Annotated in this window: 25 protein-coding genes, 1 tRNA gene and 1 pseudogene; 20 read left to right on the forward strand and 7 right to left on the reverse strand. The window is 70.9% G+C overall.

Annotated elements, in window-relative coordinates; translation table 11 throughout:
- Nucleotides 1-224 precede the first annotated feature (224 nt).
- A complete protein-coding gene (locus tag ACZ47G_RS03545) occupies nucleotides 225-1,457 on the forward strand; it encodes an oxygenase MpaB family protein (protein ID WP_465739764.1) in 1,233 nt (410 codons plus the stop codon).
- Nucleotides 1,458-1,705: 248 nt separating this feature from the next.
- Here the strand turns inward: ACZ47G_RS03545 and ACZ47G_RS03550 are convergent, their stop codons facing one another.
- A complete protein-coding gene (locus tag ACZ47G_RS03550; RefSeq protein ID WP_318277425.1) occupies nucleotides 1,706-1,879 on the reverse strand; it encodes a hypothetical protein in 174 nt (57 codons plus the stop codon).
- Between the two features lie 787 nt (nucleotides 1,880-2,666).
- Between ACZ47G_RS03550 and ACZ47G_RS03555 the strand changes: the two genes are divergently transcribed.
- Nucleotides 2,667-3,611: a nuclease-related domain-containing protein gene (locus tag ACZ47G_RS03555; RefSeq protein WP_465739765.1), complete on the forward strand. Its 945-nt coding sequence runs from the start codon at nucleotides 2,667-2,669 to the stop codon at nucleotides 3,609-3,611.
- Nucleotide 3,612: 1 nt separating this feature from the next.
- Here ACZ47G_RS03555 and ACZ47G_RS03560 read toward each other — a convergent pair whose 3' ends face one another.
- Nucleotides 3,613-4,092 carry an NUDIX hydrolase gene (locus ACZ47G_RS03560; RefSeq protein ID WP_465740028.1) on the reverse strand — a complete coding sequence of 160 codons (480 nt, stop codon included), beginning with the start codon at nucleotides 4,090-4,092 and terminating at the stop codon, nucleotides 3,613-3,615.
- Nucleotides 4,093-4,109: 17 nt separating this feature from the next.
- On the opposite strand from ACZ47G_RS03560, the gene ACZ47G_RS03565 reads away from it, so the two are divergent.
- From ACZ47G_RS03565 to ACZ47G_RS03640, 16 genes are all read left to right on the forward strand, one after another.
- Nucleotides 4,110-4,889, forward strand: coding sequence for a GntR family transcriptional regulator (locus tag ACZ47G_RS03565; RefSeq protein WP_465725752.1), 780 nt, complete (start codon nucleotides 4,110-4,112; stop codon nucleotides 4,887-4,889).
- Between the two features lie 180 nt (nucleotides 4,890-5,069).
- Nucleotides 5,070-5,423 carry an SCO3933 family regulatory protein gene (locus ACZ47G_RS03570; RefSeq protein WP_465739766.1) on the forward strand — a complete coding sequence of 118 codons (354 nt, stop codon included), beginning with the start codon at nucleotides 5,070-5,072 and terminating at the stop codon, nucleotides 5,421-5,423.
- A gap of 5 nt (nucleotides 5,424-5,428) precedes the next feature.
- Nucleotides 5,429-6,823, forward strand: a complete 1,395-nt coding sequence (locus ACZ47G_RS03575) for an FtsK/SpoIIIE domain-containing protein (protein WP_465739767.1) — start codon at nucleotides 5,429-5,431, stop codon at nucleotides 6,821-6,823.
- Nucleotides 6,824-7,010: 187 nt separating this feature from the next.
- Nucleotides 7,011-7,223, forward strand: a complete 213-nt coding sequence (locus ACZ47G_RS03580) for a hypothetical protein (protein ID WP_465739768.1) — start codon at nucleotides 7,011-7,013, stop codon at nucleotides 7,221-7,223.
- A gap of 5 nt (nucleotides 7,224-7,228) precedes the next feature.
- On the forward strand, nucleotides 7,229-7,402 hold the full coding sequence (locus ACZ47G_RS03585; RefSeq protein WP_465739769.1) for a hypothetical protein: 174 nt from the start codon (nucleotides 7,229-7,231) through the stop codon (nucleotides 7,400-7,402).
- 65 nt (nucleotides 7,403-7,467) lie between these two features.
- Nucleotides 7,468-7,680 (forward strand): hypothetical protein, encoded by a 213-nt coding sequence (locus ACZ47G_RS03590; RefSeq protein WP_465739770.1) that lies wholly within the window; start codon nucleotides 7,468-7,470, stop codon nucleotides 7,678-7,680.
- Between the two features lie 11 nt (nucleotides 7,681-7,691).
- The gene (locus tag ACZ47G_RS03595) at nucleotides 7,692-8,426 is read left to right on the forward strand and encodes a DUF2637 domain-containing protein (protein ID WP_465739771.1); all 735 of its coding nucleotides are present in this window, start codon (nucleotides 7,692-7,694) and stop codon (nucleotides 8,424-8,426) included.
- Nucleotides 8,427-8,438: 12 nt separating this feature from the next.
- The gene (locus ACZ47G_RS03600) at nucleotides 8,439-8,633 is read left to right on the forward strand and encodes a hypothetical protein (RefSeq protein WP_465739772.1); all 195 of its coding nucleotides are present in this window, start codon (nucleotides 8,439-8,441) and stop codon (nucleotides 8,631-8,633) included.
- Between the two features lie 23 nt (nucleotides 8,634-8,656).
- A complete protein-coding gene (locus tag ACZ47G_RS03605) occupies nucleotides 8,657-9,187 on the forward strand; it encodes a DUF6197 family protein (protein WP_465739773.1) in 531 nt (176 codons plus the stop codon).
- 90 nt (nucleotides 9,188-9,277) lie between these two features.
- Nucleotides 9,278-9,826 carry a GGDEF domain-containing protein gene (locus ACZ47G_RS03610; protein ID WP_465739774.1) on the forward strand — a complete coding sequence of 183 codons (549 nt, stop codon included), beginning with the start codon at nucleotides 9,278-9,280 and terminating at the stop codon, nucleotides 9,824-9,826.
- A 101-nt stretch (nucleotides 9,827-9,927) separates the two neighbouring features.
- Nucleotides 9,928-10,113, forward strand: a complete 186-nt coding sequence (locus ACZ47G_RS03615; RefSeq protein WP_465739775.1) for a hypothetical protein — start codon at nucleotides 9,928-9,930, stop codon at nucleotides 10,111-10,113.
- A gap of 3 nt (nucleotides 10,114-10,116) precedes the next feature.
- Nucleotides 10,117-10,284 (forward strand): hypothetical protein, encoded by a 168-nt coding sequence (locus tag ACZ47G_RS03620; protein ID WP_465739776.1) that lies wholly within the window; start codon nucleotides 10,117-10,119, stop codon nucleotides 10,282-10,284.
- 66 nt (nucleotides 10,285-10,350) lie between these two features.
- A complete protein-coding gene (locus ACZ47G_RS03625) occupies nucleotides 10,351-11,328 on the forward strand; it encodes a DNA cytosine methyltransferase (RefSeq protein WP_465739777.1) in 978 nt (325 codons plus the stop codon).
- Nucleotides 11,328-12,749 carry a replication initiator gene (locus tag ACZ47G_RS03630; protein WP_465739779.1) on the forward strand — a complete coding sequence of 474 codons (1,422 nt, stop codon included), beginning with the start codon at nucleotides 11,328-11,330 and terminating at the stop codon, nucleotides 12,747-12,749. The genes ACZ47G_RS03625 and ACZ47G_RS03630 overlap by 1 nt, the downstream gene beginning before the upstream one ends.
- A complete protein-coding gene (locus ACZ47G_RS03635; RefSeq protein ID WP_465739781.1) occupies nucleotides 12,734-12,946 on the forward strand; it encodes an excisionase family DNA-binding protein in 213 nt (70 codons plus the stop codon). The genes ACZ47G_RS03630 and ACZ47G_RS03635 overlap by 16 nt, the downstream gene beginning before the upstream one ends.
- A complete protein-coding gene (locus ACZ47G_RS03640; RefSeq protein WP_465739782.1) occupies nucleotides 12,947-14,074 on the forward strand; it encodes a tyrosine-type recombinase/integrase in 1,128 nt (375 codons plus the stop codon). It begins immediately after the preceding gene.
- Nucleotides 14,075-14,154: 80 nt separating this feature from the next.
- Here ACZ47G_RS03640 and ACZ47G_RS03645 read toward each other — a convergent pair.
- Nucleotides 14,155-14,228, reverse strand: a tRNA-Gly gene (locus ACZ47G_RS03645).
- Nucleotides 14,229-14,490: 262 nt separating this feature from the next.
- On the opposite strand from ACZ47G_RS03645, the gene ACZ47G_RS03650 reads away from it, so the two are divergent.
- Entirely contained in the window at nucleotides 14,491-14,727 is a 237-nt protein-coding gene (locus tag ACZ47G_RS03650; protein ID WP_465739783.1) for a hypothetical protein, read from the forward strand.
- Between the two features lie 72 nt (nucleotides 14,728-14,799).
- Nucleotides 14,800-15,375 carry a dCTP deaminase gene (gene dcd / locus ACZ47G_RS03655; protein ID WP_380454272.1) on the forward strand — a complete coding sequence of 192 codons (576 nt, stop codon included), beginning with the start codon at nucleotides 14,800-14,802 and terminating at the stop codon, nucleotides 15,373-15,375.
- Nucleotides 15,376-15,502: 127 nt separating this feature from the next.
- Here dcd and ACZ47G_RS03660 read toward each other — a convergent pair whose 3' ends face one another.
- The 4 genes and pseudogenes from ACZ47G_RS03660 to ACZ47G_RS03675 form a co-directional block, all read right to left on the reverse strand.
- Nucleotides 15,503-16,393 (reverse strand): alanyl-tRNA editing protein, encoded by an 891-nt coding sequence (locus ACZ47G_RS03660; RefSeq protein ID WP_380454270.1) that lies wholly within the window; start codon nucleotides 16,391-16,393, stop codon nucleotides 15,503-15,505.
- A 197-nt stretch (nucleotides 16,394-16,590) separates the two neighbouring features.
- Nucleotides 16,591-17,550, reverse strand: a complete 960-nt coding sequence (locus ACZ47G_RS03665; protein ID WP_465739784.1) for a Yip1 family protein — start codon at nucleotides 17,548-17,550, stop codon at nucleotides 16,591-16,593.
- 371 nt (nucleotides 17,551-17,921) lie between these two features.
- A pseudogene (gene manB / locus ACZ47G_RS03670) lies at nucleotides 17,922-18,986 on the reverse strand (mannose-1-phosphate guanylyltransferase); the annotation flags it as partial.
- Between the two features lie 294 nt (nucleotides 18,987-19,280).
- Complete coding sequence (locus ACZ47G_RS03675; RefSeq protein ID WP_465739785.1) at nucleotides 19,281-21,503, reverse strand: (Fe-S)-binding protein; 2,223 nt, start codon at nucleotides 21,501-21,503, stop codon at nucleotides 19,281-19,283.
- Nucleotides 21,504-21,701 lie beyond the last annotated feature (198 nt).

Below are 21,701 nucleotides of genomic sequence, written 5' to 3' on the forward strand. Positions count from 1 at the left end.
AGGCAGCGGTTCACCGCCGCCCCAGTCTGTTGCGTCCGGCCCCACGGTAGCCTGCCGAAGGAAGCGGACGGAGGAACTCTGTCTGCCACCGCGACGGAGGGGATCCGGCTCCCCGGCACCCCCACCGGCTGCCCGGTCCACCCGATGACGCCGCATCATCAATCCGGGTGGACCCCGCGACGATCAACGGCACCGCCGGACCTCCACCACCCACCATGGGCCGCATGAATCCCGTGACCCGACGTACCACCCTCGCCGCGCTGGCCGCCGGCGTGGCCACCGCCGGCCTGCCCACCACCGCCACCGCCCAGACCGACAACCGGCCCGGCCCCGCCGAAACCCCGCAGTCCTCCTGGGTGCTGCCCGGCGACCAGGCCGCGACGGAGGGCGACCCCGAAGCCGACGAGGTCATCGACCGACTGGTGCGCGACGACCAGATGGTCCTGGCCAACCGGGTCTTCCACGACTGGACCCGCAACGACCAGCCGGTACCGGACGCGGCCCCGCCGGTGCTGCACGACTTCCTCCAGCGCAACGTCGTACTGAGCGCGGACGAACGCGCGGCCCTCGACCGCCTCGCCCACGGCGACACGCTCAAGCTCATCCAGGGCAACATGGAAGCCCTCACGGTGACCGAGGCGTTCGGCGGCCTCTTCGCCGCGCTGGCCGACCCGCTGCTCGCCAAGTCCGTCTGGTACGCCAAGTACGACCTCGTGATGGACATCGGCCGCCGCTTCTCCCGCACCATGAACACCCTGTGGGACATGCTCGGCACCAACAGCTGGGACCCGTCCGGCAACGCCCTGGTCACCCTGGTCAAGCTGCGCCTCGTGCACGCCGCCGCCCGGAACATGGGCCTGGCGCACGGCTGGAACCAGGCCCGGGACGGCATGCCGATCAGCCAGCGCCTGGAGGTCGAGGAGCTCATGTACGTGGGCGCCTACAACGTCCAGCTGGCGGCGAAGTACGACTTCCATCCCACCGCGCGGCAGATCGACGAACTGATGGCCGTGGTGCGGGTCGGCGGCCGACTGCTGGGCATCCAGGACCGGTACAACCCGCGGACCATCGAGCAGGCCAACCAGGTCCTCGCCGACGCCGCCGCGAACCACCGGGCCCCCTCCGACGAGGGCGTCAAGCTCGCCCACAACATGCTGGACTGGATGGACCGGAAGATCTTCCCCGGCGCCGGCGCCGTCGGGGCCTCCCTGGTGCGGATGATGGACCCGCACGTCGCCGACGTACTGGAGATCAAGGCCGACCCGCCCCTCGACACCTCCGTCGCCACCCTCGCCCCCTACCTCTACCGGCCCGCCTACGAGGTCCAGCAGAAGTTCCCGCTGCTCGCCCCGGTCCACGCTCGGATGTTCAAGATCGCCTCCCAGACGGTCGCCTGGTACGCCGTCGACTTCCGCGACTACGACCTCCAGATGCCCACCGGCCGGCCCACCGGCTGACCCCGGGCAGCTTGCTCCGGACAACACGAAAGCCGCAGGTCAGATGACCTGCGGCTGTCGGTATGGAGCGGGCGACGAGAATCGAACTCGCGCTCTAAGCTTGGGAATCTCGCCTACTGATCGTGCCCACATGCGCTCTGACGTGCAGTGATGCCCTAAGGCGACATCCTGCAGAGTTGAGATTAAGGGTCGCTGTTTACCGTGACTTACCGCTCGTTACCGCCTCGTGGGGCACGGATGGGGCACGCCTATTCAGTGACCTCGATCGTGGAGACGAGGCCCTTCTGAATGCTGAACACGCGCTCGGCCTCCTGCGCGACGTACCTGACGAAGTGGACGAAGTCGGCGTCCGCCTTGTACGCGTCAGCCTCGACAACACGACTGATGCCAGCTATTCCGCCGTTGATCAGAAACTTCGGCATGCCGCCGCCTCCAATGTGAGTCCCGTCACCAACTGAGGGGAGGCTACTCCGTTTGAGCGACAGGCCCGGCATGGCGCCCGGCGTGTCGCTAAGGCCGGTGAAGCGGTTCTGGCCGCCGGCCATGGCTCGGGCTGAGCGGGTGGTCCCCTCCTCGATCGGGCAGCTTCGCCGCACCCGGGTTCTCCTGGGGCCGTCAAGGCTCACCCGGTGACGCTTGCGCTTGGCCTTGGCGGCCCCAGGAGGTTCCGGGTACGCCCTTGGGTGTCCGTCGATGAGGGGGCCTCCCGCGACCCGCCCACGATCACCACGACGAAGCTGCACCCGTGCGCCTGCCCCGGTCCCCTCCGAGGAGGGCCCGGCGGAGCCTCGTCTTGACCCGCGCTGTCCGCCCGGCGGGCTCCCTCATCTCGGCATCCCCGGCCGCACGCTCGCGTGCGCGGCCGGCCGCCGCCGAAGCGGGGCGCAGACAGGAGCGACGGCGAGCGGCAGGGCCGCGCGCTGGCGCGCTGTGCGCGCCCTTGAACCAGTAGCGAAACTCGTAACAGCCACCTTCCAGCCCCACCCCCTCGCCCCAACTCCCCTGATCCTTATCCCTTCCCGTACACCGCCCGCCTGAGTCTGCGCGCGCTGGCACCCACACCCTGGCCCCGTAGCCACTCCCGCTCGCCCGGACCGCGCTTCCTGGCCTTTGGCTGAACCGCCCCGGCTGGCCGGCTCTCCGCGTTCCTGCTGATAGGTCCGTGGGCATGCTGACCGTGGTCGGGGAGGCCGTGCCGGAGGGGGACGAATGACGGAGCTGGTGGTCAAGCCGTGGCGGGTGCCGGGGAAGGAACGGCTCTACGTCAACAAGGCTGGCGCCCGCGGGGATTCGGTGGCCTGGCTGGACTGCAAGACCGGGGTCGTCACGGTCGATGTCCCAGAGTGGGAGGCTCCCGCACTGGCCAAGGTCGAGGAGTGGTGCAAGTCCTCCGGCAGTCATGTGCCACCGCGCACCGTTCGGCACCGAGGAGCGAAGAATCCGCCGCCGAAGCCGGCTCCCACACCCGTGCCGCAGCCGCGGGCGGAGGTCCCGTTCCTTCCACCGCTGCGGAATGAAGACGACCTTGCACGGAACCTACCCGGCGCAGGGCTGGAGAGCCTGGTGCGCGAGGGCGAGGAGAGGTACGGGCTACTCGTCCGACTTGCCGCCAAGGTCACCCGTCAGCGCCTCGGTGATTCGAGCACGCTTCGCGGTCTGGAAGGTGAGCAGATCGTCGGCGCCCGGCTGGAGCCGCTGAAAGCCGTCGGCTGGAAGGTCCTGCACGGGGTGCCACTGCCGTCAGGGTCCGACATCGACCACGTGGTGATCGGCCCGCCCGGCGTCTTCACGATCAACTCGAAGCACCACCCGGGCGCCACCGTGTGGGTCGGCGACAAGGTGGTGAAGGTCAACCGCAACGGCTTCCCGTACCTGGAGAACTCGGAGTTCGAGGCGAGCCGTACCGCCAAGTTGCTCACCGAGTGGTGCGGCTTCGAGGTCCCCGTTCACCCCGTCATCGCCGTCGTCGGCGCCCAGAAGATCACGCTCAGTGCGGAGCCCGGAGTGACGGTCATCGACGGCGAGCAGATCGCCTCGGTCCTCCCTGCCCGGCCGGCGGTGCTGTCCCCGAACAGGGTGGATCGGGTTTTCACCATCGCCCGCCACCGGCACGTCTGGAGCCAGATCGGCAAGCGCGGCCGGAAGACCAGCTAACTCAGCTCGCCTGCGGCATGTCGATGAGCGTCCGGCCGTCGTGCGTCCGGACGTGCGGGACCGTGTCGCCCCGGACTGCATCGAGCAGGCGGACGGCGTAGACCTCGCCCATGCGGTCGGCGATCTCTTCCGGGGTGAGCCACGCGACGGCCGTCGACTCGTCGGACAGCTGCTCGCTGCCGCCCTCGGGGTGGCACCGGAAGACCAGGGCGACGATGCCACGGGCGACGTTCTTGTAGACCCCAGTGAGCCGCTCCACCGAGACCTTGATCCCGGTCTCCTCGTACACCTCGCGGCGCACGCCGTCCTCGACCGTTTCCGAGAGTTCCAGGACTCCGCCGGGCGGTTCCCAGGTGCCATTGTCGGCCCGCCGGATCGTGAGAATCCGGCCGTCCTCGCGCACCACCGCCCCGGCCACGGACACGGAGTGGAGAGGCGTTGAAACTTGATTCGAGGACCTGGTACTCATGTACAGGAGAATAGGAGACCTTCAGCACCATGGCGAGTGGCGAGGCCGCATCAACGGCGAAGGCGAAGTACCAGCAGATCGCGGACGACTTGGCGTCGCAGATCCGGTCCGGGGTCCTGGCTCCCGGCGCGGCGATCCCAAGTGAAGCCGAACTCATGGAGCGCTACGGGGTGGCTTCCGGCACGGTCCGTAAGGCCGTCGCCGAGCTGCGAACGACCCAGCTGATCGAGACACACCACGGCCGCGGCTCCTTCGTTCGCTCCCGGCCCCCGGTGCAGCGCAAGTCCTCGGACCGTTTCCGCCGCGCGCACCGGCTCGCCGGCAAGGCGGCTTACCTGGCCGAGGCGGAGCAGTCCGGCGGCAAGCCCTCCGTGAACGTGCTCTTCGTCGGACCCGTCGACGCCCCGGAAGAGATCGCCGAGCGCCTGAATGTGCCCGCCGGCTCGAAGGTACTGGCCCGCAAGCGGCGGTACTTCCGCGACGGGACACCGACCGAGGAAGCGACCTCCTACCTGCCATGGGACGTGGTCAAGGACATCCCGGAGACCTTCGCCGAGAACCCCGGCGGCGGTGGCATCTATGCGCGGCTGGAGGAGCACGGCCACACCTTGGCGGAGTTCACCGAGACTGTCCGGGCCCGGCTGGCCACCAAGGCCGAGACGGCCGCGCTAGCGCTGAGCCCCGGCTCCCCGGTGATCCATCTCGTTCGGGATGCCGTCACCGATGCCGGCCGCGTGGTTGAGGTCTGCGACACCGTGATGGCCGCTGACCAGTTCGTTCTTGACTACCGCTTCCCCGCGCGCGACTGACGCCAGGTCAACTTCCGCAGCCCGCCGCAAGATTCTTTCTCGCGGCGGTTGACTCATGTACAGGAGTCAGGCACTCTTCTATCCACCAGCTCATGTACATGAGTGCATGAGAACACCTCCGTTAGAGGAGATGCCCCGGGCCGTCTACTTCGCCCGGGTGCCCGATGAAGGAGCCAGAACATGCGCTTCATCCCCGTCGACACGACCGCCGCGCTGGTGATGGTCGCCCAGGCGCCCCGCCCGAAGCTCAAGAACCGCCAGACCGGCGAGATGGCCATGGACACCGAGACCGGTGCGCCCCTGGTCACCCTGGACGTCACGTTCGTGGCCAACGGTGAGGCCGACATCCTGTCCCTGACCGTGCCGCAGCCGGGCATCCCGGACGGGCTGGCGCCCGGCGTGCTGGTCAGCCTCACCCGGCTGATCGCCCGGCCGTGGGAGAGCGAGTTCAACGGCCAGAAGCGCTCCGGGATCGCCTTCCGAGCCGACGCCGTGACGATCGCCTCCCCGGTCCTCGCCGGCGCGAACGCCTGATCACCATGGACGCCCTGACAACCACGCTCCTGGAGCTGGGCACCCCCGCCGCGGTCCTCAGCTCCGGCGCTCTCTACGCCAAGGCCAGGATGCCCCGGACGTACTGGGCGACGGTCGGCATCCCGCTGACCATCCACCGCATCCGGCACGACTACGAGAACGTCATGGAGGCCTGCGGGCTGACCGTGGAACCCTCGTTCTGGCGCGCCATGGCCTCATCCGCCACCAACCGGCCAGCGAAGCCCGCGATGCCCAAGATCCGTGGAGTGAAGGCGAGTTCGACCGGCCTTCGGGTCCGCCTGCGGCTCGCCCGTGGTCAGCAGACAACGGACCTGGTCGACGCGGCCGAGCGCCTGCGGCACGCGTGGGAGGTCCACGCGGTGCACGTCTCGGAGGTCAAGCCCGGTGTGGTGGACCTGCGGATCGTCGGCTTCGACGTACTGCGCAACGTGCGCATGCCGCGCCGGGCCGCCGCCAAGCCGGGACTGCTGCGGGTTCCGGTCGCGCTTCGGGCTGACGGCACCGTGCACTTCCGGGACTACCGGCAGGCCCCGAACGGGCTGAACCTCGGCGCCAACCAGTCCGGCAAGTCCATGTTCACCCGGAACCTGATCCACGGGCTCGCTCCGCAGCCGGTCGCCCTGGTGGGTATCGACTGCAAGCGCGGTGTGGAACAGCGCCCCTTTGCGCCGCGGCTGTCCGCTCTGGCTACCGATCAGGGCGAGGCGCTCGGGCTGCTGCTCGCGCTGCTGGTCGAGATGGACGACCGGTACGACCTCATCCGTGACCACCAGGGTGTTCCCGGGTCGGTGGCGGCCGAGGATGTGACCGCCGACATCTGGGGCCTGCCGGAGAAGATCCGGCCGGTGCCGATCGTCGTCCTGGTGGATGAGATCGCCGAACTCTTCCTGGTGGCCAGCAAGGCCGACGAGGAGCGGCGGAACCAGATCGTCACGGCACTCATCCGGCTCGCCCAACTTGCCCGCGCTGCCGGCATCTTCCTGGAGATCGCGGGTCAGCGCTTCGGCTCGGAACTGGGCAAGGGCGCGACCCTGCTCCGCTCCCAGCTCACCGGCCGCACCGTCCACCGGGTCAACGACATGGAGACGGCGAAGATGGGGCTCGGGGATGTCTCCGACGCCGCCGTCGCCGCCGCTACGAAGATCAGCCCGGACATGCCTGGCCTGGCCGTCGCCGGCGACACCTCCGGTCTCTGGTCCGAGATCCGCACGCCGTTCCGCTCGCTCGCCGAAGTCGCCGAGCGCTGCCGCGAGTTCGCGTACCTGACGCCCGACCTGGACCGCTTGGCGGCCTTCCGCCCGCAGGTCGCCACCCCCGTCATCATCCCGCCGATGCCCACCGCGCCGCCGGACCTGGTTCCGGTCTCGCTCGGCAAGTAGCGAAACCTCACCCATCGGCTGACGCGACCGCTTCGCGCCAAGTCCCTACCCCACCACGCCCTGACACGAGGAGATCCATGTTCTGCGAGCACTGCGGCGACGAGAACGGCGCCGAGACCGGCATCGACCACGACGAACGCGACTGCCCCTGGTACGGCTCCGCGGACTCGGACGAGGAGTGACCGCCATGTCCCGCAAGCCGTCCATCGCCGAGATCGGCGCCTTCCTCGGCCACCTCAAGGCCACCCGCGAGAACAAGGCCGACACCGGCCCGCTGCTCGCCGAGAAGGCCGATCTGCTGGAGCGCATCGCTGCGGCCAACCCGGACGACCACGACGCCGCCCAGGTCGCCCGTGAGGCCCGCGCCACCGCCGACCGCGCCCAGCGCGACAGCGAGTGACCCCGGTGGCCGCCCGCAAGCTCCCCGCGCCGCCGAAGCCCACGCCCTGCGAGCCCTGCAAGGGCACCGGCCAGATCACCGAAACCGTCTACGCCGGCCGGGGCGCCCGCCGTCACCGGATCGCCGACCAGGAGGCCACCTGCCTCGACTGCCTCGGCGCCGGAACCGCCCCCGCGTAACGCCAACGTCGACCGGGCGGCAAGCCCACCGTGCTCCGCCCCGCCGCCCTTCCCAGGAGACAGCAATGCAGCAGGACACCTACCACTGCGTCCTTACGATCCAGCGGACCACGAACAACGGGACCGCCAGCGCGACGTTCTCGGACACCATCACGCCGACGCCCGGGATGACCCGCGCCGACGTGTTCAACCTGGCGATCACCCACCTGACCCAGCGCCGGCCGGAACTGACCGGCGGCACGGTCCTGCTCTTCGCCCTCGACAAGAACCAGCTCTGACGGAGCCCGCCATGCGCCGACTCCCCAAGCTGGACGCCGTACTGGCCCAGGCGGTCATCGCCGCCGCTCTGTCCTTCGCCCACCTGCACGACCTGGCCGCAGCCGCCGGACAGGCCGGATGGAAGTCCTGGGCCTACCCGGTGTCCGTCGACCTCCTGCTCGTCGCTGCCTGGCGCCGGATGCGCTCCGGCACCTCCCGCCGACTCGCCTGGTGCTGGTTCGTGATCGCCTTGGCGGCCTCACTCGGCGCCAACGTCGGCACCGCCGGGCTGCTCGACCTCGGCAACGCCCCGGCCTGGCTCCGCGTCCTGGTCGCCGGATGGCCCGCCGCCGCCTTCCTCGGCGGCACCCTGCTCGCCCACTCGACCCCTGCGCCCGCCGACGAACCCCAGGTCGCGGAAGCCGAGCCGGACGACGCCGAGACCGACAACGCCCAGCCGCTCTACGTCCCGGCCGCCGAGCCGATCACCGAACCGGTCATCGAGCCGGAGTCCGTCGAACCGCCCGCGGCTGTCCCGGCGATCGAAACGGCCCCCGCCCCGGCGCCGACCCCGGCGCCCGTGCCGGTCATGGCCTCCGTCCCGACCCCGGCGCCCACGGTCCCGGCGTTCCTCCTCGACCACGCTCGCAAGGTCGCCGACGACCACCGCACCCGCACCGGCAACCCGATCGACGCCGCCACGCTCCGCGCCCGCCTCGGCGTCCAAGACCCCCTTGCCTCGGCCCTCGTCGCCGAACTCGTCTGAAAGGCCCGCCTGGTGAACATCCAGCTGCCGTTCATCGTCGTCCTCGCGATCGTCGCCTGGCTCATCGTCCGGCACCTCCGACTGCGCTGGTGGGCCGTCGCCGCGCTCATCCTCCTCGGCTTCTACCTCGCCGACACCTCCGCCGCCCCGCTGATCGACAACACCACCCGCGACGGCGTGTCCGTCGTCAACAAGACCAACAAGTAGCAAGCCAGAAAGGAGAGTTACTCATGCCGACCACCGTCCGCCTGCCGCCCCTCGTCACCGTCGACGGCTCCGGCCTCGTCGCCGAGATCGAGGCGTACTTGGCCTCGCTGCCCGCCCCGGCCCGCATCGCCGTCCCGTACGTCTCGCCGCTCGGCTCCACCCTCCAGCCCTGGAACGCCGGCTACCCGGTGCCCCGGCTCACGCTCCTCGACCGGCTCACCCACCGCCCGGCCCGGCCTGTCCCGGTGAGCGCCGCCGGCCACCTGCGGCTCACCTCCCGCTACATCGACGCCTTCGGCTGGCTCCAAGGCGCCATGTGGGACTCCGCCGGCCGCGTCTGCCTCCTCGGCGCCCAGGCCGCCGTCCTCGCCCACGGCTACGGCACCCCGGCCACCGTCACCACCGCCCGCGTCCAGGTCATGGAGATCCTCCACGCCACCGGCCGCCCCACCCGCTCGCCGGACGAGTACAACGACCGCCCCACCACCCGCCAGGCCGATATTCACCAGCTGCTCGACCGGGCCGCCACCCGCGCCCAGCGCCTCGGCCTCTGACCTCCCCGGGGACGGCCAACACGCCGCCAGCATCCCGCCGCCCCGGAGATCGCAACCCCCATCCACGCCCGCCCATCACGGAGGACCACCATGGATCTCCCCACGGCCTTCGCCGCCACTGTGCCACTGATCGGATGGACCACCCACAGCGTCTGGCTGAGCCAGCGCCTCGCCACCGCCCGCCGCGACCCGCTCACCGGGCTCCACACCCGCGACGGCTTCACCGCCCGCGCCCACCGGCTGACCCAACGCCGCCCGGACCGCGCCTCGGTGCTGCTGATCGACCTGGACGACTTCAAGGCCACCAACGACACGTACGGCCACGCCGCCGGCGACGCGGTCATCACCGCCACCGCCGACCGCCTGTCCACCTGGTGCGGCCGTCCCGGCATCGCCGCCCGCCTCGGCGGGGACGAGTTCGCCGCCGTCGCTCTGGACGCCCCCGCCCGGCTGCCTGACCTGCGCGCCGCTCTCAACCAGCCGGTTCCGTACGCCGGTCTCACGCTCCCGGCCTCCGCTTCGGTGGGCATCTGCCCCGTCGCCGAGCTGCCGGTCGTCTCGCTCACGGACGCGCTCGCCTCCGCCGACCGGGACATGTACGCGCACAAGCGCGACGGCCGCACGACCCGCCGCCGCTGACTCCAAGACCGGCCTCGGGGCGGCAACACGCCGCCAAGCATCCCGCCGCCCCGAGGCCGCAACCCCTTCCCGAACCGAAGCCCACGAAGGAGACCACCATCATGCCGCAGCACAACCACACTCCGAGCCGGATCTGCCCGAACTGTTCCGGTTTCGCCTCCGTCGCCATCGCCACCGGCGTCCGTCTCCGCGACGGCTCACGCGCCACCGTCCCGGTCAACTGCCAGACCTGCAACGGCATCGGCACCGTCGCCCGCCCGCTCGCCACCACCGCCAAGGCGGCCTGACCGATGGCCCTCCTCGACTGGCGCGACTCCAAGCACTGGGCCCCGAAGCCCGAGCCCTGCGGCGTCTGCGACAAGCCCACCAACCTGCGCTCCGACCGTGGCAAGCCCGTCCACAAGGTCTGCGCCGAAGAGTGGCTCGACCGCCACCAGAAGCCCGCCGACCAGTCCTAACCTGCTGGGCCCCGGGACTGGTGCTACTGGCCCGTCCCGGGGCCTCCCCACGGAGGGAGAACCGCCTTGAACCGCCACATCATCGACCTGTTCGCCGGCCCCGGCGGCTGGTCCGAAGGTCTGCGCCGCCTCGGCCACACCGACATCGGCCTGGAGATCGACGCCGCCGCCTGCGCCACCCGCGCCGCCGCCGGTCACCGGACCATCCGCACCGATGTCGCCGCCTACCCGACCGCCCCGCTCGTCGGAAAGGTCTCCGGCCTCATCGGCTCCTCGCCCTGCCAGCCTTTCAGCACCGCCGGACTCGGCGCCGGAACCGACGACATCGCGCTCTGCCACCAAGGCCTTGACGACCTCGCCGCCGGCCACGACACCCGTACCGCCCTTCGGAGCGCTTGCGCGGACCCGCACTCGCTCCTGGCCGTCGAACCCCTGCGGTACGCCCTCGACATCCGCCCGGACTGGATCGCCCTGGAAGAGGTCCCCTCGGTGAAACCCCTCTTCGCCCACATCGCCCGCATCCTGCGCGGCATCGGCTACTCGACATGGGTCGGAGTCCTCAACGCCGCCGACCACGGCATCCCCCAGACCCGCCGCCGGGCCTTCCTCCTTGCCTCCACAACTCACCAAGTCACGCCGCCCGAAGCCACCCACGCCAAGGTGCCCGAGCCCGAAAGCCTCTTCGGCCCCGGCCGCGCCGCCTGGAACACCATGGTCGATGCGCTCTGCCTGGCTGCCGGCGATGTCGTCACCCGCGGCGAACACACCGGTGGCGGCAACTGCTTCACCACCACCGGCCCCGCTTGGGCCCTTACGGGCCGCGCTCGCTCGTGGAAGCTCTCTGCCACGACCTCCAGCCCGGCGCGCGAACTGAGCACAATCGAAGCGGCGCTTCTCCAGGACTTCCCCGCCGACTACCCCTGGGCCGGCTCACGGACCAAGCAGTTCGAGCAGATCGGCAACGCCGTCCCGCCCGGCCTCGCCGCCGCAGCTCTCCGCTCGGTCCTGAAGCCCACCCGCCTGCCGCTGGCGGTGGCCGCCTGATGCCTGACATCCACTCCGAGCGCGAACACCTGGCCCTCTCCGACCTCGCCCGCCTGGCGGCCAGGGGAGACCTCCCCCGCCTCCACGACCAGCTCCGCCGTACCGGCGGCTGTGCCAACCCGATGCACCTCAAGGGCTTCCGCACCCTCACCCACGCTCCGACCGGCGCCGTCTGGCACCGCTACTCCACCGACCACGAGCCCGGCGGACGTCTCAAGGTCGCCTGCGGCAACCGCCGTTCCTCCCGCTGCCCCTCCTGCGCCCGCACGTACTCCGCGGACACCTTCCACCTGATCCGCGCTGGCCTCGCCGGAGACACCACCAAGGGCGTGCCCACCACGGTCCGCTCCCACCCCCGGGTCTTCGCCACCCTCACCGCCCCCAGCTTCGGCCCCGTCCACAACCGGCCCGACACCGGCACCTGCCGCTGCGGCCACACCCACCCCGCCGGGTCGCCCCTGCTGGGCACCCCGCTCGACCCGGAGAAGTACGAGTACGGGCACGCGGTGCTGTGGAACAACCACGCCCCCGACCTGTGGCGCCGCTTCACGATCTACCTGTTCCGCGTCATGGCCAAGATGGCCGGGCTCTACCAGTACGAGTTCAAGGAGCAGGCGAAGCTCTCGTTCGGCAAGGTCGCCGAGTACCAGCGTCGGGGCGCCGTCCACTTCCACGCCGTCATCCGCATCGACGGCCCCGGCGGACCCGACACGCCCCCGCCCGCGTGGGCCACCGTCGGTCTGCTGGACGCCGCTATCCGGGCCGCCGCCCGCCGCGCCGGCGTCCCCATCGCCGCCGGAGGTGACCAGTCCGCCCGCGTCCTAGAGTGGGGCACGCAGGTCGATGTCCGCCCGATCGGCGCCTTTGCTGGCGGGGAGATCACAGAGCGGGCCGTCGCCTCGTACATCGCCAAGTACGCCACCAAGTCCGCCGAGACGACCGAGACCGTGGACCGCCGCATCCTGGAGCGCCACGAACTCGACCGGCACGACCTGCCCGCCCACACCCGTCGCCTGATCGAAGCCTGCTGGGACCTGGACCAGCACTACCCTGGCCGCCTGCTCGCGCACTGGTCCCACATGCTCGGCTTCCGCGGCCACTTCTCCAGCAAGTCCCCCACCTACTCGACCACGCTCGGCGCCCTCCGCCAGGTCCGCGCCGACTACCGCGCCGAACAAGCCCGGACCGAACTCCGGGAACGGCTGCTCGCCGCCGGGCTCCCGGACCTGGATGACCTCCCCGACGCCGAAACTCTGGTCGTCGCCCACTGGGCCTTCGCCGGCGCCGGGAACTCCCCGGGTGAGTCCCTGCTCGCCGCCACCATCGCCCGGGACCTGCACGAACGCCACACCACCGACCGACAGGAGATGCGCGCACAACTCGCGCGAGAAGAGGGGGAACAGGCATGGACCGCCTGCTGACCGTCAAGGAAGTCGCCGAACGCCTCGGCACCTGGGAGACCAGCGGGGAACGATTCCCCCGCCGCCTGATCGCCGAACGCCGGATCGCCTTCGTCAAAGTCGGCCACCACGTCCGCATCCCGGAAACCGCCCTCGCTGCCTACGTGGCAGCCAACACCGTCCAACCCCGGTCCCGCCGACTGCGGGCGGTGGCCTAAGTGGCAAGCAAGCGACGGCAGTTCGGGCGTATCCGCAAGCTCCCATCCGGCCGCTATCAGGCCCGGTACCTCGACCCGGCCGGCCTCCTCCGGCCGGCGCCCGAGACTTTCGAGACCAAGACCGACGCGGACGACTGGCTGGCCGAGATGCAGACCAGCATCCGCAAGAAGGACTGGCGCGATCCCGACGCCGGCGCGGTCAACTTCGGCAAGTACGCCGACGCGTGGATCACCGAGCGCGGCCTGATGCCGACCACCACGGAGCTGTATCACCGACTGCTGCGGCTGCACTTGGAACCGACCTTCGGCGCCCTCGACCTGGACGAGATCACGCCGCCGCTCGTCCGCGCCTGGCGGGCCGAACTCCGGGCCACCGGCAAGCACACCACGGCCGCGAAGGCATACCGCCTGCTCAAGTCCATCATGGCCACCGCGACCGATGACGAGCTGATCCGCCGGAATCCGTGCCGGATCAAGGGCGCAGGCAAGGAGTCGGCCGAGGAACGGGGGGTTGCCAGTATCGAGAAGGTCTACGAGCTGGCTGAGTTCGTGGGGCTTCGCTGGCGCGCCATGGTCCTGCTCGCCGCCTTCACGACGCTCCGCCCGGAGGAGCTGGCCGAACTCCGCCGCAAGGACATCGACCTCGCGGCTGGCACGGTCCGCGTCCGGCTCGCCGCTCCCGAACTCAACACCGGCCGGCGCGCGCTAGGCGACACGAAGTCCGAAGCGGGCAAGCGCGTCGTGACCATTCCGGCCGCGGTTCTGCCGGATGTCCGGCTGCACCTGGAGCTGTTCGCTGAAAAGGGTGATGAGGGCCTGCTGTTCGTCGGCGAGAAGGGCGCCCCGTTTCGGCGGACCACCTTCGGCCGGGTCTGGCGAAAGGCACGTGCCAAGGCGGGCATGCCGGGCTTCCGCTTCTACGACCTCCGCCACACCGGCAACAACCTGGCCGCCGCCACCGGGGCCAGCCTCAAAGAGCTGATGGCCCGCATGGGGCACGCCTCTGTCCGGGCCGCGCTGATCTACCAGCACGCCACCAGCGAGCGGGACAAGAAGATCGCGGACGGCATGGGCGCGGCGATCAACGACGCCCTCGGTCGGGGCACGACACCGCCCGCCGAGCCGTAGGGGCACGCAGGGGGCACGGGAACCCAAGAACGCGAAAGGCCCGGGTCGGGGATTATGTCCCTGACCTGGGCCTTTACTGCTGGAGCGGGCGACGAGAATCGAACTCGCGCTCTAAGCTTGGGAAGCTCATGTTCTACCATTAAACTACGCCCGCCTGATGAGCTGTCAGAGACCGCTCGATCCAGTGTCACTGTACCCCATCCGTGACTGTGGTTGCACGGCCGGTCCGGGGCCGTGGCGGAGCCGGGTGGGGGCGGGTGGGGGGCGTACTGTTTGGGCGCGTGTGAGTGCTCCGGTGGGTGTGGGGTCGGGGCGGCGAGCCATGGTGTGGAATGTCCGGAACATCCCCTAATGTGACGCTGTCCCGGGGCCTGGCCGCCGGGGCGCGATGAGTACGGGTGAGTACTGGGTTAGGGATGGGAAGGGGATCGATGGAGCAGCGCGCCGTCGTTCGTTGTGCCGAGGGGCACCTGTTCAGCACCACCACGTTCCCGATGCAGAACCTCGGTCCCGGGCGGATCGGGCCCGGACGGTTGATCCGCTGTCCGCAGTGCGGACGGCTCCGGAGCTCGGTGCTGGCCGACGTGCGGGAGCTGTCGACGGCCCAACTGGCGCAGGCGATGCGGCTGGAGGCCGCTGAGTTCCTGGCCTGACGGCCGGCGGGAGGACACCTGGGGCCCCGGACGGATTCGTCCGGGGCCCCGTCGTGCACGTAACCTCGAAGCGTGCTGCTCTCTGACAAGGACATCCGGACCGAAATCGACCTGGGCCGGGTCGTCGTCGACCCCTTCGACCCGGCGATGATCCAGCCGTCGAGCATCGACGTGCGCCTCGACCGCTTCTTCCGCGTGTTCGAGAACCACAAGTACCCGCACATCGACCCCTCCGAGGAACAGCCGGACCTGACCCGGCTGGTCGAGCCGGACGGCGACGAGGCGTTCATCCTGCACCCGGGCGAGTTCGTACTGGCCTCGACGTACGAGGTCATCACGCTGCCCGAGGACGTGGCCTCCCGCCTGGAGGGCAAGTCGAGCCTGGGTCGGCTGGGCCTGCTCACCCACTCCACCGCGGGCTTCATCGACCCCGGCTTCAGCGGCCACGTGACGCTGGAGCTGTCGAACGTCGCGACGCTGCCGATCAAGCTCTACCCGGGGATGAAGATCGGGCAGCTGTGCCTGTTCCGGCTCTCCTCGCCGTCGGAGCACCCGTACGGCTCCGCGCGCTACGGCTCGCGCTACCAGGGCCAGCGCGGTCCGACGCCGTCCCGCTCGTACCTGAACTTCCACCGCAGCGAGGTCTGACCGCACCACGGCGGAGTGCACGCACGGCGGGCGGCCATCCCTCTTCCGAGGGGTCGGCCGCCTGCGGCGTTTCCGGGACTCGCCCGGGGTGTCAGGCCCGCCTGGGGTGTCAGGCGCGCCCGGGGTGTCAGGCCCGCTTGGGGCTGGTGACCGCGACCAGCTCGGCGCCGTCCTCGGACAGCCGCAGCTCGGTGCGCAGCTCGGCGAGCTCGCCCAGGTGGTGCAGGTGGGTGCCGCCGCAGAAGATCCGCGCGCCGCCCTCGGGCAGCTCGCAGTGCCACTGGCGGCGGGCGGTCAGCTCGGGGCCGGGGACCTCGATCCGGACCGGGGCGTCGGCCGCGACCCAGGCGGCGAGCCGGGCGTTGACGGCCTCGGTGAGGGCGGGCAGGGCGTCGGCGAGGGCGGGGAACTCCTCGGTGGCGTCGACGGTGAAGCCCTTCTTCTTCAGCGACTTGCCGAGGCGGTAGGTGTCCGTGCTGGCCTCGGTGTCCATCACCGAGCTCGCCATCGCGAGGCTGTCGAAGTCGGGGTTGCCGAAGGCGTCCGAGCGGCCCGGGTCCTTGCGCCAGCGCGGGGCGAGCGCGGCGTTGAGGGCGAGGGCGAGCAGGTGGCAGCCGCTGTGCGAGGCGCTCAGGGCGGCCCGGCGCCCGGCGTCGACGGTGAGCAGGGCGGTGCGGCCGGTGAGGTCGCCGGGGTCGGCGGCGAGGACGTGCAGCACCAGCCAGGACCACTCCTCGTCCCCGCGCTTGACCGGGATCTCGGCGCCGACCAGCGGCGCGCCGCCGTCCGGGCCGACCGCGCCGGTGAGGCAGTCCAGCACGGCCAGTTCGGTGCCGTCGACGGTCAGGGTGCCGTGGTCGGCCGGCTGGTCGGGCCAGGTGTGGTCGAGCGGGTGGAAGGGGGTGGCCGCGGTCACCACGGCGTAGCGACCGTCCGCCAGCGGGTGCACCGCCAGCACCGGTGACTCTCCGGTCACCGCCCCGGCCGGGAAGCTGACGTGGGTGGTGGGGAGGGTCATGGCTGGCTCCGGCGCTGGTGGAGGACGGGAGGGTGGGCGGGCCCGGGCCTTCCGGCCGGATCCGCCCACCATTCTGCCTGCCGGCCCCCGGCCCCGGTCCGGGAGCCCGATCGGCCCGGGGCCGCCGGCTTGATCAGCCCGGCGTCGGAAGCCCGATCAGCCCGGCGCCCGCAGCTCGATCAGCTCGATCAGCTCGATCAGCCCAGTGTCGGCAGCTTGATCAGCACCAGCAGCGCCAGCAGCTGCACCGCCGAGGCGGCCGCCGCCTTGCCCCAGGGCAGGTCGTGCACCCGCCGGACCATGCAGGTCAGCAGGTACGCGCAGAGCCCCCAGGTGGCCCAGCCGACCAGCTGGACGACCATGCTGCCGGAGGGCAGCACCAGGTCGAGCAGCAGCCGGGGCGCGTCGGTCAGCCAGCCGATCAGCGCGGCCAGCCCGACCGTGGACTTCCACGGGCCGTCGCCACCGAGCTGGCGGGCCAGCGCGTAGGTGACCGCCCCGAAGACCGCGCCGGCCACGGTGAAACCGACGGCGGCGGCGAACAGGCCGGTCAGGGCCACCGAGAAGGTCGAGTTGACGATGTCGTCGTGGGTCAGCCCGATGCCGAGCACCGCGAGCACGCCGTACGTCAGCGAGACGGTGAGGGCAGGAAGCCAGACCTGGTGGTCCCGGGTGCGGTCGAAGATCGCGGTCGGGGTGCGGAAGATGCCGACGAACAGCTCGCGCCACTGCGGCCGCGGCCCGCTGACGTGCGGGGCGGACTGGCCGCCGGCGCGGTAGACGGTGACGTTGTCCTGGCCGTACGGGGGCTGTTGGTCCGGGCCGCCGCCGTACGGGGGCGGGGGCTGCTGGCCGTACGGCGGGTGCTGCCCGTACCCGCCGTCGTCGTAGTGGCCCGGGCCCGGGGGTTGTCCGTACCGGCCGTAGCCGTGGTCCTGGCCGTGCTGCGGGCCGTACGGCGGCTGCTGGCCGTAGGGGTCGCCGCCCTGGTACGGGTCGCCGACCGGGAAGGCCTGGGTGTTGCCGGGCCGGTCGGCGCGGTACGGGTCGTACCCGTCGCCGACGGTTCCCCCGGGCCCTCCGGGGCCGCCAGGGGCCCCCGGCCCGCCGGCCCCCACCGTCGGGTGCGCGGACGTGAAGTACTCCGGCCCGTCCACGGGCCCGTCCGTCCGCCCGTACCCCCCGGGCGCCCCCGGCGGCGGCGGAGGGGCCGGCCATCCGCCGTGCGGACGGTCGGCGCCCTGACCGCTGTCGTATCGATTACCAGCCACGCTCCGAAGGTACCCGTCCGGCCCAGTGCGCGTCGGCCCCGGACGAAGCCGGGGCCGGTTTGCAGCGAGCCTGAGACGAACGGGTCCGAAACCCGCCTGCGCGATCGCCCGCGCCGGACGGGTACCAGGGCGTGTCTGACAATTCCCGCCCGGCGCGAATTGTCAGACACGCCCTAACGCTGGGCGCTGACCGACGGCCCGTGTACCGCGGCGGCCGCGGTGGTGCCGGCCGGGCAGCCGCCCGGGCCGGCCGTGGTGCGGACGGCGCCGACCGGCAGCAGGGTGCCGCAGGCGATCCGGATGCCGTTGGGCAGCTCGTTGTCGGACTCCACGATCGCGCCGTCGCCGATCACCGCGCCGTCCAGCGCCGAGCGGTCGCCGACGGTGGCGTAGGCGCCCACGATCGAGTCCTTCACCAGGGTGTCCGGGCCGATCAGCGCGCCGGGCAGGATCACGCTGCCCTCGACGATGGCGCCGGCCTCGACCACCGCGTCCGCGGAGACCACGGTGCCGCCGCTGAGCACCGCGCCGGGGTGGACGGTGGCGCCGGGCAGCAGCAGGGCGTCGCCGGTCGGGCCGGGGACGGCCGGGGAGTCGACCTTGCCGAGGACCAGGTCGGCCGAGCCGCGGACGAACGCGCCCGGGGTGCCGAGGTCCAGCCAGTACGAGGTGTCGACGACGCCGCGCAGCAGGGCGCCGGTGGCCAGCAGCTCGGGGAAGGTCTCGCGCTCGACGGACACCTCCCGGCCGGCCGGGATGCGGTCGATGACGGACCGGGTGAAGACGTAGCAGCCGGCGTTGATCTGGTCGGTGACGATCTGCTCCGGCGTCTCCGGCTTCTCCAGGAACTCCAGCACCCGGCCGTCGGCGTCGGTGGGGACGAGGCCGAAGGCCCGCGGGTCCTCCACCCGGGTGAGGTGCAGCGTGACGTCGGCCCCGGCGGCCACGTGGCCGTCCCGCAGGGCGGCGATGTCGAGGCCGGAGAGGATGTCCCCGTTGAAGACCAGGACCGGTTCGTCCGGTCCGCAGGTCAGCCCGGAGGCGGCGTTGCGGATGGCTCCGCCGGTGCCCAGCGGCTCGCGCTCGGTCAGGTAGACCAGCTCGATCCCGTACGGGGTGCCGTCCTGGAAGTGGTCCTCGAACACCTCGGCCAGGTAGGACGTGGCCAGCACCACCCGGGTGACGCCGGCGGCGGCCGCGCGGGCCAGCTGGTGCGCGATGAACGGAACACCGGCAACCGGCAGCATCGGCTTGGGAGTGTGGGTGGTCAGCGGACGCAGTCGCGTGCCCTTACCACCGACGAGCATGATCGCCTCGGTCATGGTCTGCGCTGTTCCCCTTGTGGTCTCTGCGGCCCGGCCCGGCGGGCCGATACCTCCGTCGGTGGTCTGGTCCCGTCCTGGAACGGGTCGACCGGCGCGCGGCCGGTCCGGCGCCTACTGTATTTCCTTCCGACCGAATGCCCGTCCGGCGGTCGTGCGATCAGCGTCACTCGCCGTCCGCCCGCCGTACCGCCGGCCGTCGCCCGGGGCACCGAAAAGCCCGGCCCGGCGGGCGCGTTGGCGGCGTCCTCCGGGCCGGGCGGTTGTTGCAGAACTGTCGAACAGCGGTCGCGGTTACGCGTCCACCGTCGCCGGCTCCTCGGCCTCGGCCGGCGGGGTCGCCTTCACCGAGTCGAGCAGCAGCTGGGCCACGTCGACCACCTTCAGGTGCTCCTTGGCCGCGCCCTCGTTCTTCTTGCCGTTGACCGAGTCGGAGAGCATCACCAGGCAGAACGGGCAGGCGGTGGAGACGATGTCCGGGTTGAGGGACAGCGCCTCGTCCACGCGCTCGGTGTTGATCCGCTTGCCGATGCGCTCCTCCATCCACATCCGCGCGCCGCCGGCGCCGCAGCAGAAGCCGCGCTCCTTGTGGCGGTGCATCTCCTGCTGGCGCAGACCGGGGACCTTGTCCATGATCTCGCGCGGCGGGCTGTAGACCTTGTTGTGGCGGCCCAGGTAGCAGGGGTCGTGGTAGGTGATCAGGCCCTCGACGGGGTTCACCGGGACGAGCTTGCCCTCGTCGATCAGGTGCTGCAGCAGCTGGGTGTGGTGGATCACCTCGAAGTGCCCGCCGAGCTGCGGGTACTCGTTGGCGATGGTGTTGAAGCAGTGCGGGCAGGTGGCCACGATCCGCTTGGTCGGGGCGTCCTCCAGCGCGGCGTTCAGCGTCTCCACGTTCTGCGCACCGAGCATCTGGAAGAGGAACTCGTTGCCCAGGCGGCGCGGGGAGTCACCGCTGCAGGTCTCCTCCTTGCCGAGGATGGCGAACTTCACGCCGGCGGTGTGCAGCAGCTCGGCGAAGGCCTTGGTGGTCTTCTTGGCGCGGTCCTCCAGGGCGCCGGCGCAGCCGACCCAGTAGAGGTACTCGACCTCGGCGGGGTCGATGTCCTCGCCGATCACCGGCACCTCGATGCCGGTCTCCTTCTTGAGCTCCTTGACCCAGTCCAGGCGGGCCTTGGTGGCCATGCCCCACGGGTTGCCCTTGTTCTCCAGGTTCTTGAGCATCGTCCCGGCCTCGGTCGGGAAGTTGCTCTCGATCATCACCTGGTAGCGGCGCATGTCGACGATGTGGTCGATGTGCTCGATGTCCACCGGGCACTGCTCGACGCAGGCGCCGCAGGTGGTGCAGGACCACAGGACGTCCGGGTCGATGACGCCGTTCTCTTCGGCGGTGCCGATCAGCGGGCGCTCGGCCTCGGCCAGCGCGGCCGCCGGGACGTCCTTGAGCTGCTCGGCGGTCGCCTGCTCGGTGCCCTCCATGTCCTTGCCGCCACCGGCCAGCAGGTAGGGGGCCTTGCCGTAGGCGTGCTCGCGCAGGCTCATGATCAGCAGCTTGGGCGAGAGCGGCTTGCCGGTGTTCCAGGCCGGGCACTGCGACTGGCAGCGACCGCACTCGGTGCAGGTGGAGAAGTCGAGGATGCCCTTCCAGGAGAAGTGCTCGACCTGGGAGACGCCGAAGACGGCGTCCTCGGCCGGGTCCTCGAAGTCGATCGGCTCGCCCTTGCTCGTCATCGGACGGAGCGCGCCGAGCGCGGTGCCGCCGTCCTCCTCGCGCTTGAAGTAGATGTTGAAGAAGCCGAGGAAGCGGTGCCAGGCCACGCCCATCGAGGGGTTGAGGCCGATGGTGGCCGCCCACGCGAACGAGATGCAGATCTTCAGCATCGCGAACAGGTAGACCAGGTTCTCCAGCGTGCCGTGCGACAGGCCGCTCAGCGCGGAGGTGATCGGGTACGAGACCAGGTGCTCCGGGCCGTACGAGTCGACGCCGGCCAGGGCGCCCTCCAGGGCGCGCAGCATCAGGATGCAGATGCCGATGCCGAGGATCGTGTACTCGACGTAGAAGGCCTGCCAGGCGATCGAGCCGGCGAACCGGGACTTGCGGCCCGACCGGGACGGCAGGCTCATCAGGCGGATCACCATCAGGGTGGCGATGCCCAGCGTGGTCAGGGTGCCGACGAGCTCGACGAAGAGCTGCCAGATCATCCAGTTGCCGATGATCGGCAGTTCCCACTCGGCGTCGAAGAGCTGACCCATCGCGTTGACGATGGTCAGCACCAGGCTGAAGAAGCCGACCGCGACGAACCAGTGGGCGATGCCCACGATCCCCCAGCGGTTCATCCGGGTGTGGCCGAAGAACTCGGTCGCGACGGTCTTGACCCGCTGGGCGGGCTTCCCGAAGCGGGTCGAGTCGGGCGCGCCGGTCAGCACGACCCTGAAGATGTGCCACGCCGCACGGAGGGCGAGCGCGGTGCCGATCACGAAGGTGACCAGCGAGATGACGATCGCTGCTAGTTGCATCGCTCTCCGTCTCCTGCGGCTTGCGGTTGAGCAGTGTCTGCGGTTCTGCGGTTCTGCAGGTTCTGCGGTTCTGTGGTATTCCGAACTGATTGTACTGGTCGGTAACTTGCCGGGCCGACGGCCCGGACATTACCGGTGCGCAACAGTTCTCCAGAAGGCTCCCAAGCTATGGCGGCAGTCACGTGACCGCACGCCCGC

Source organism: Kitasatospora sp. NPDC030952 (assembly GCF_055571335.1).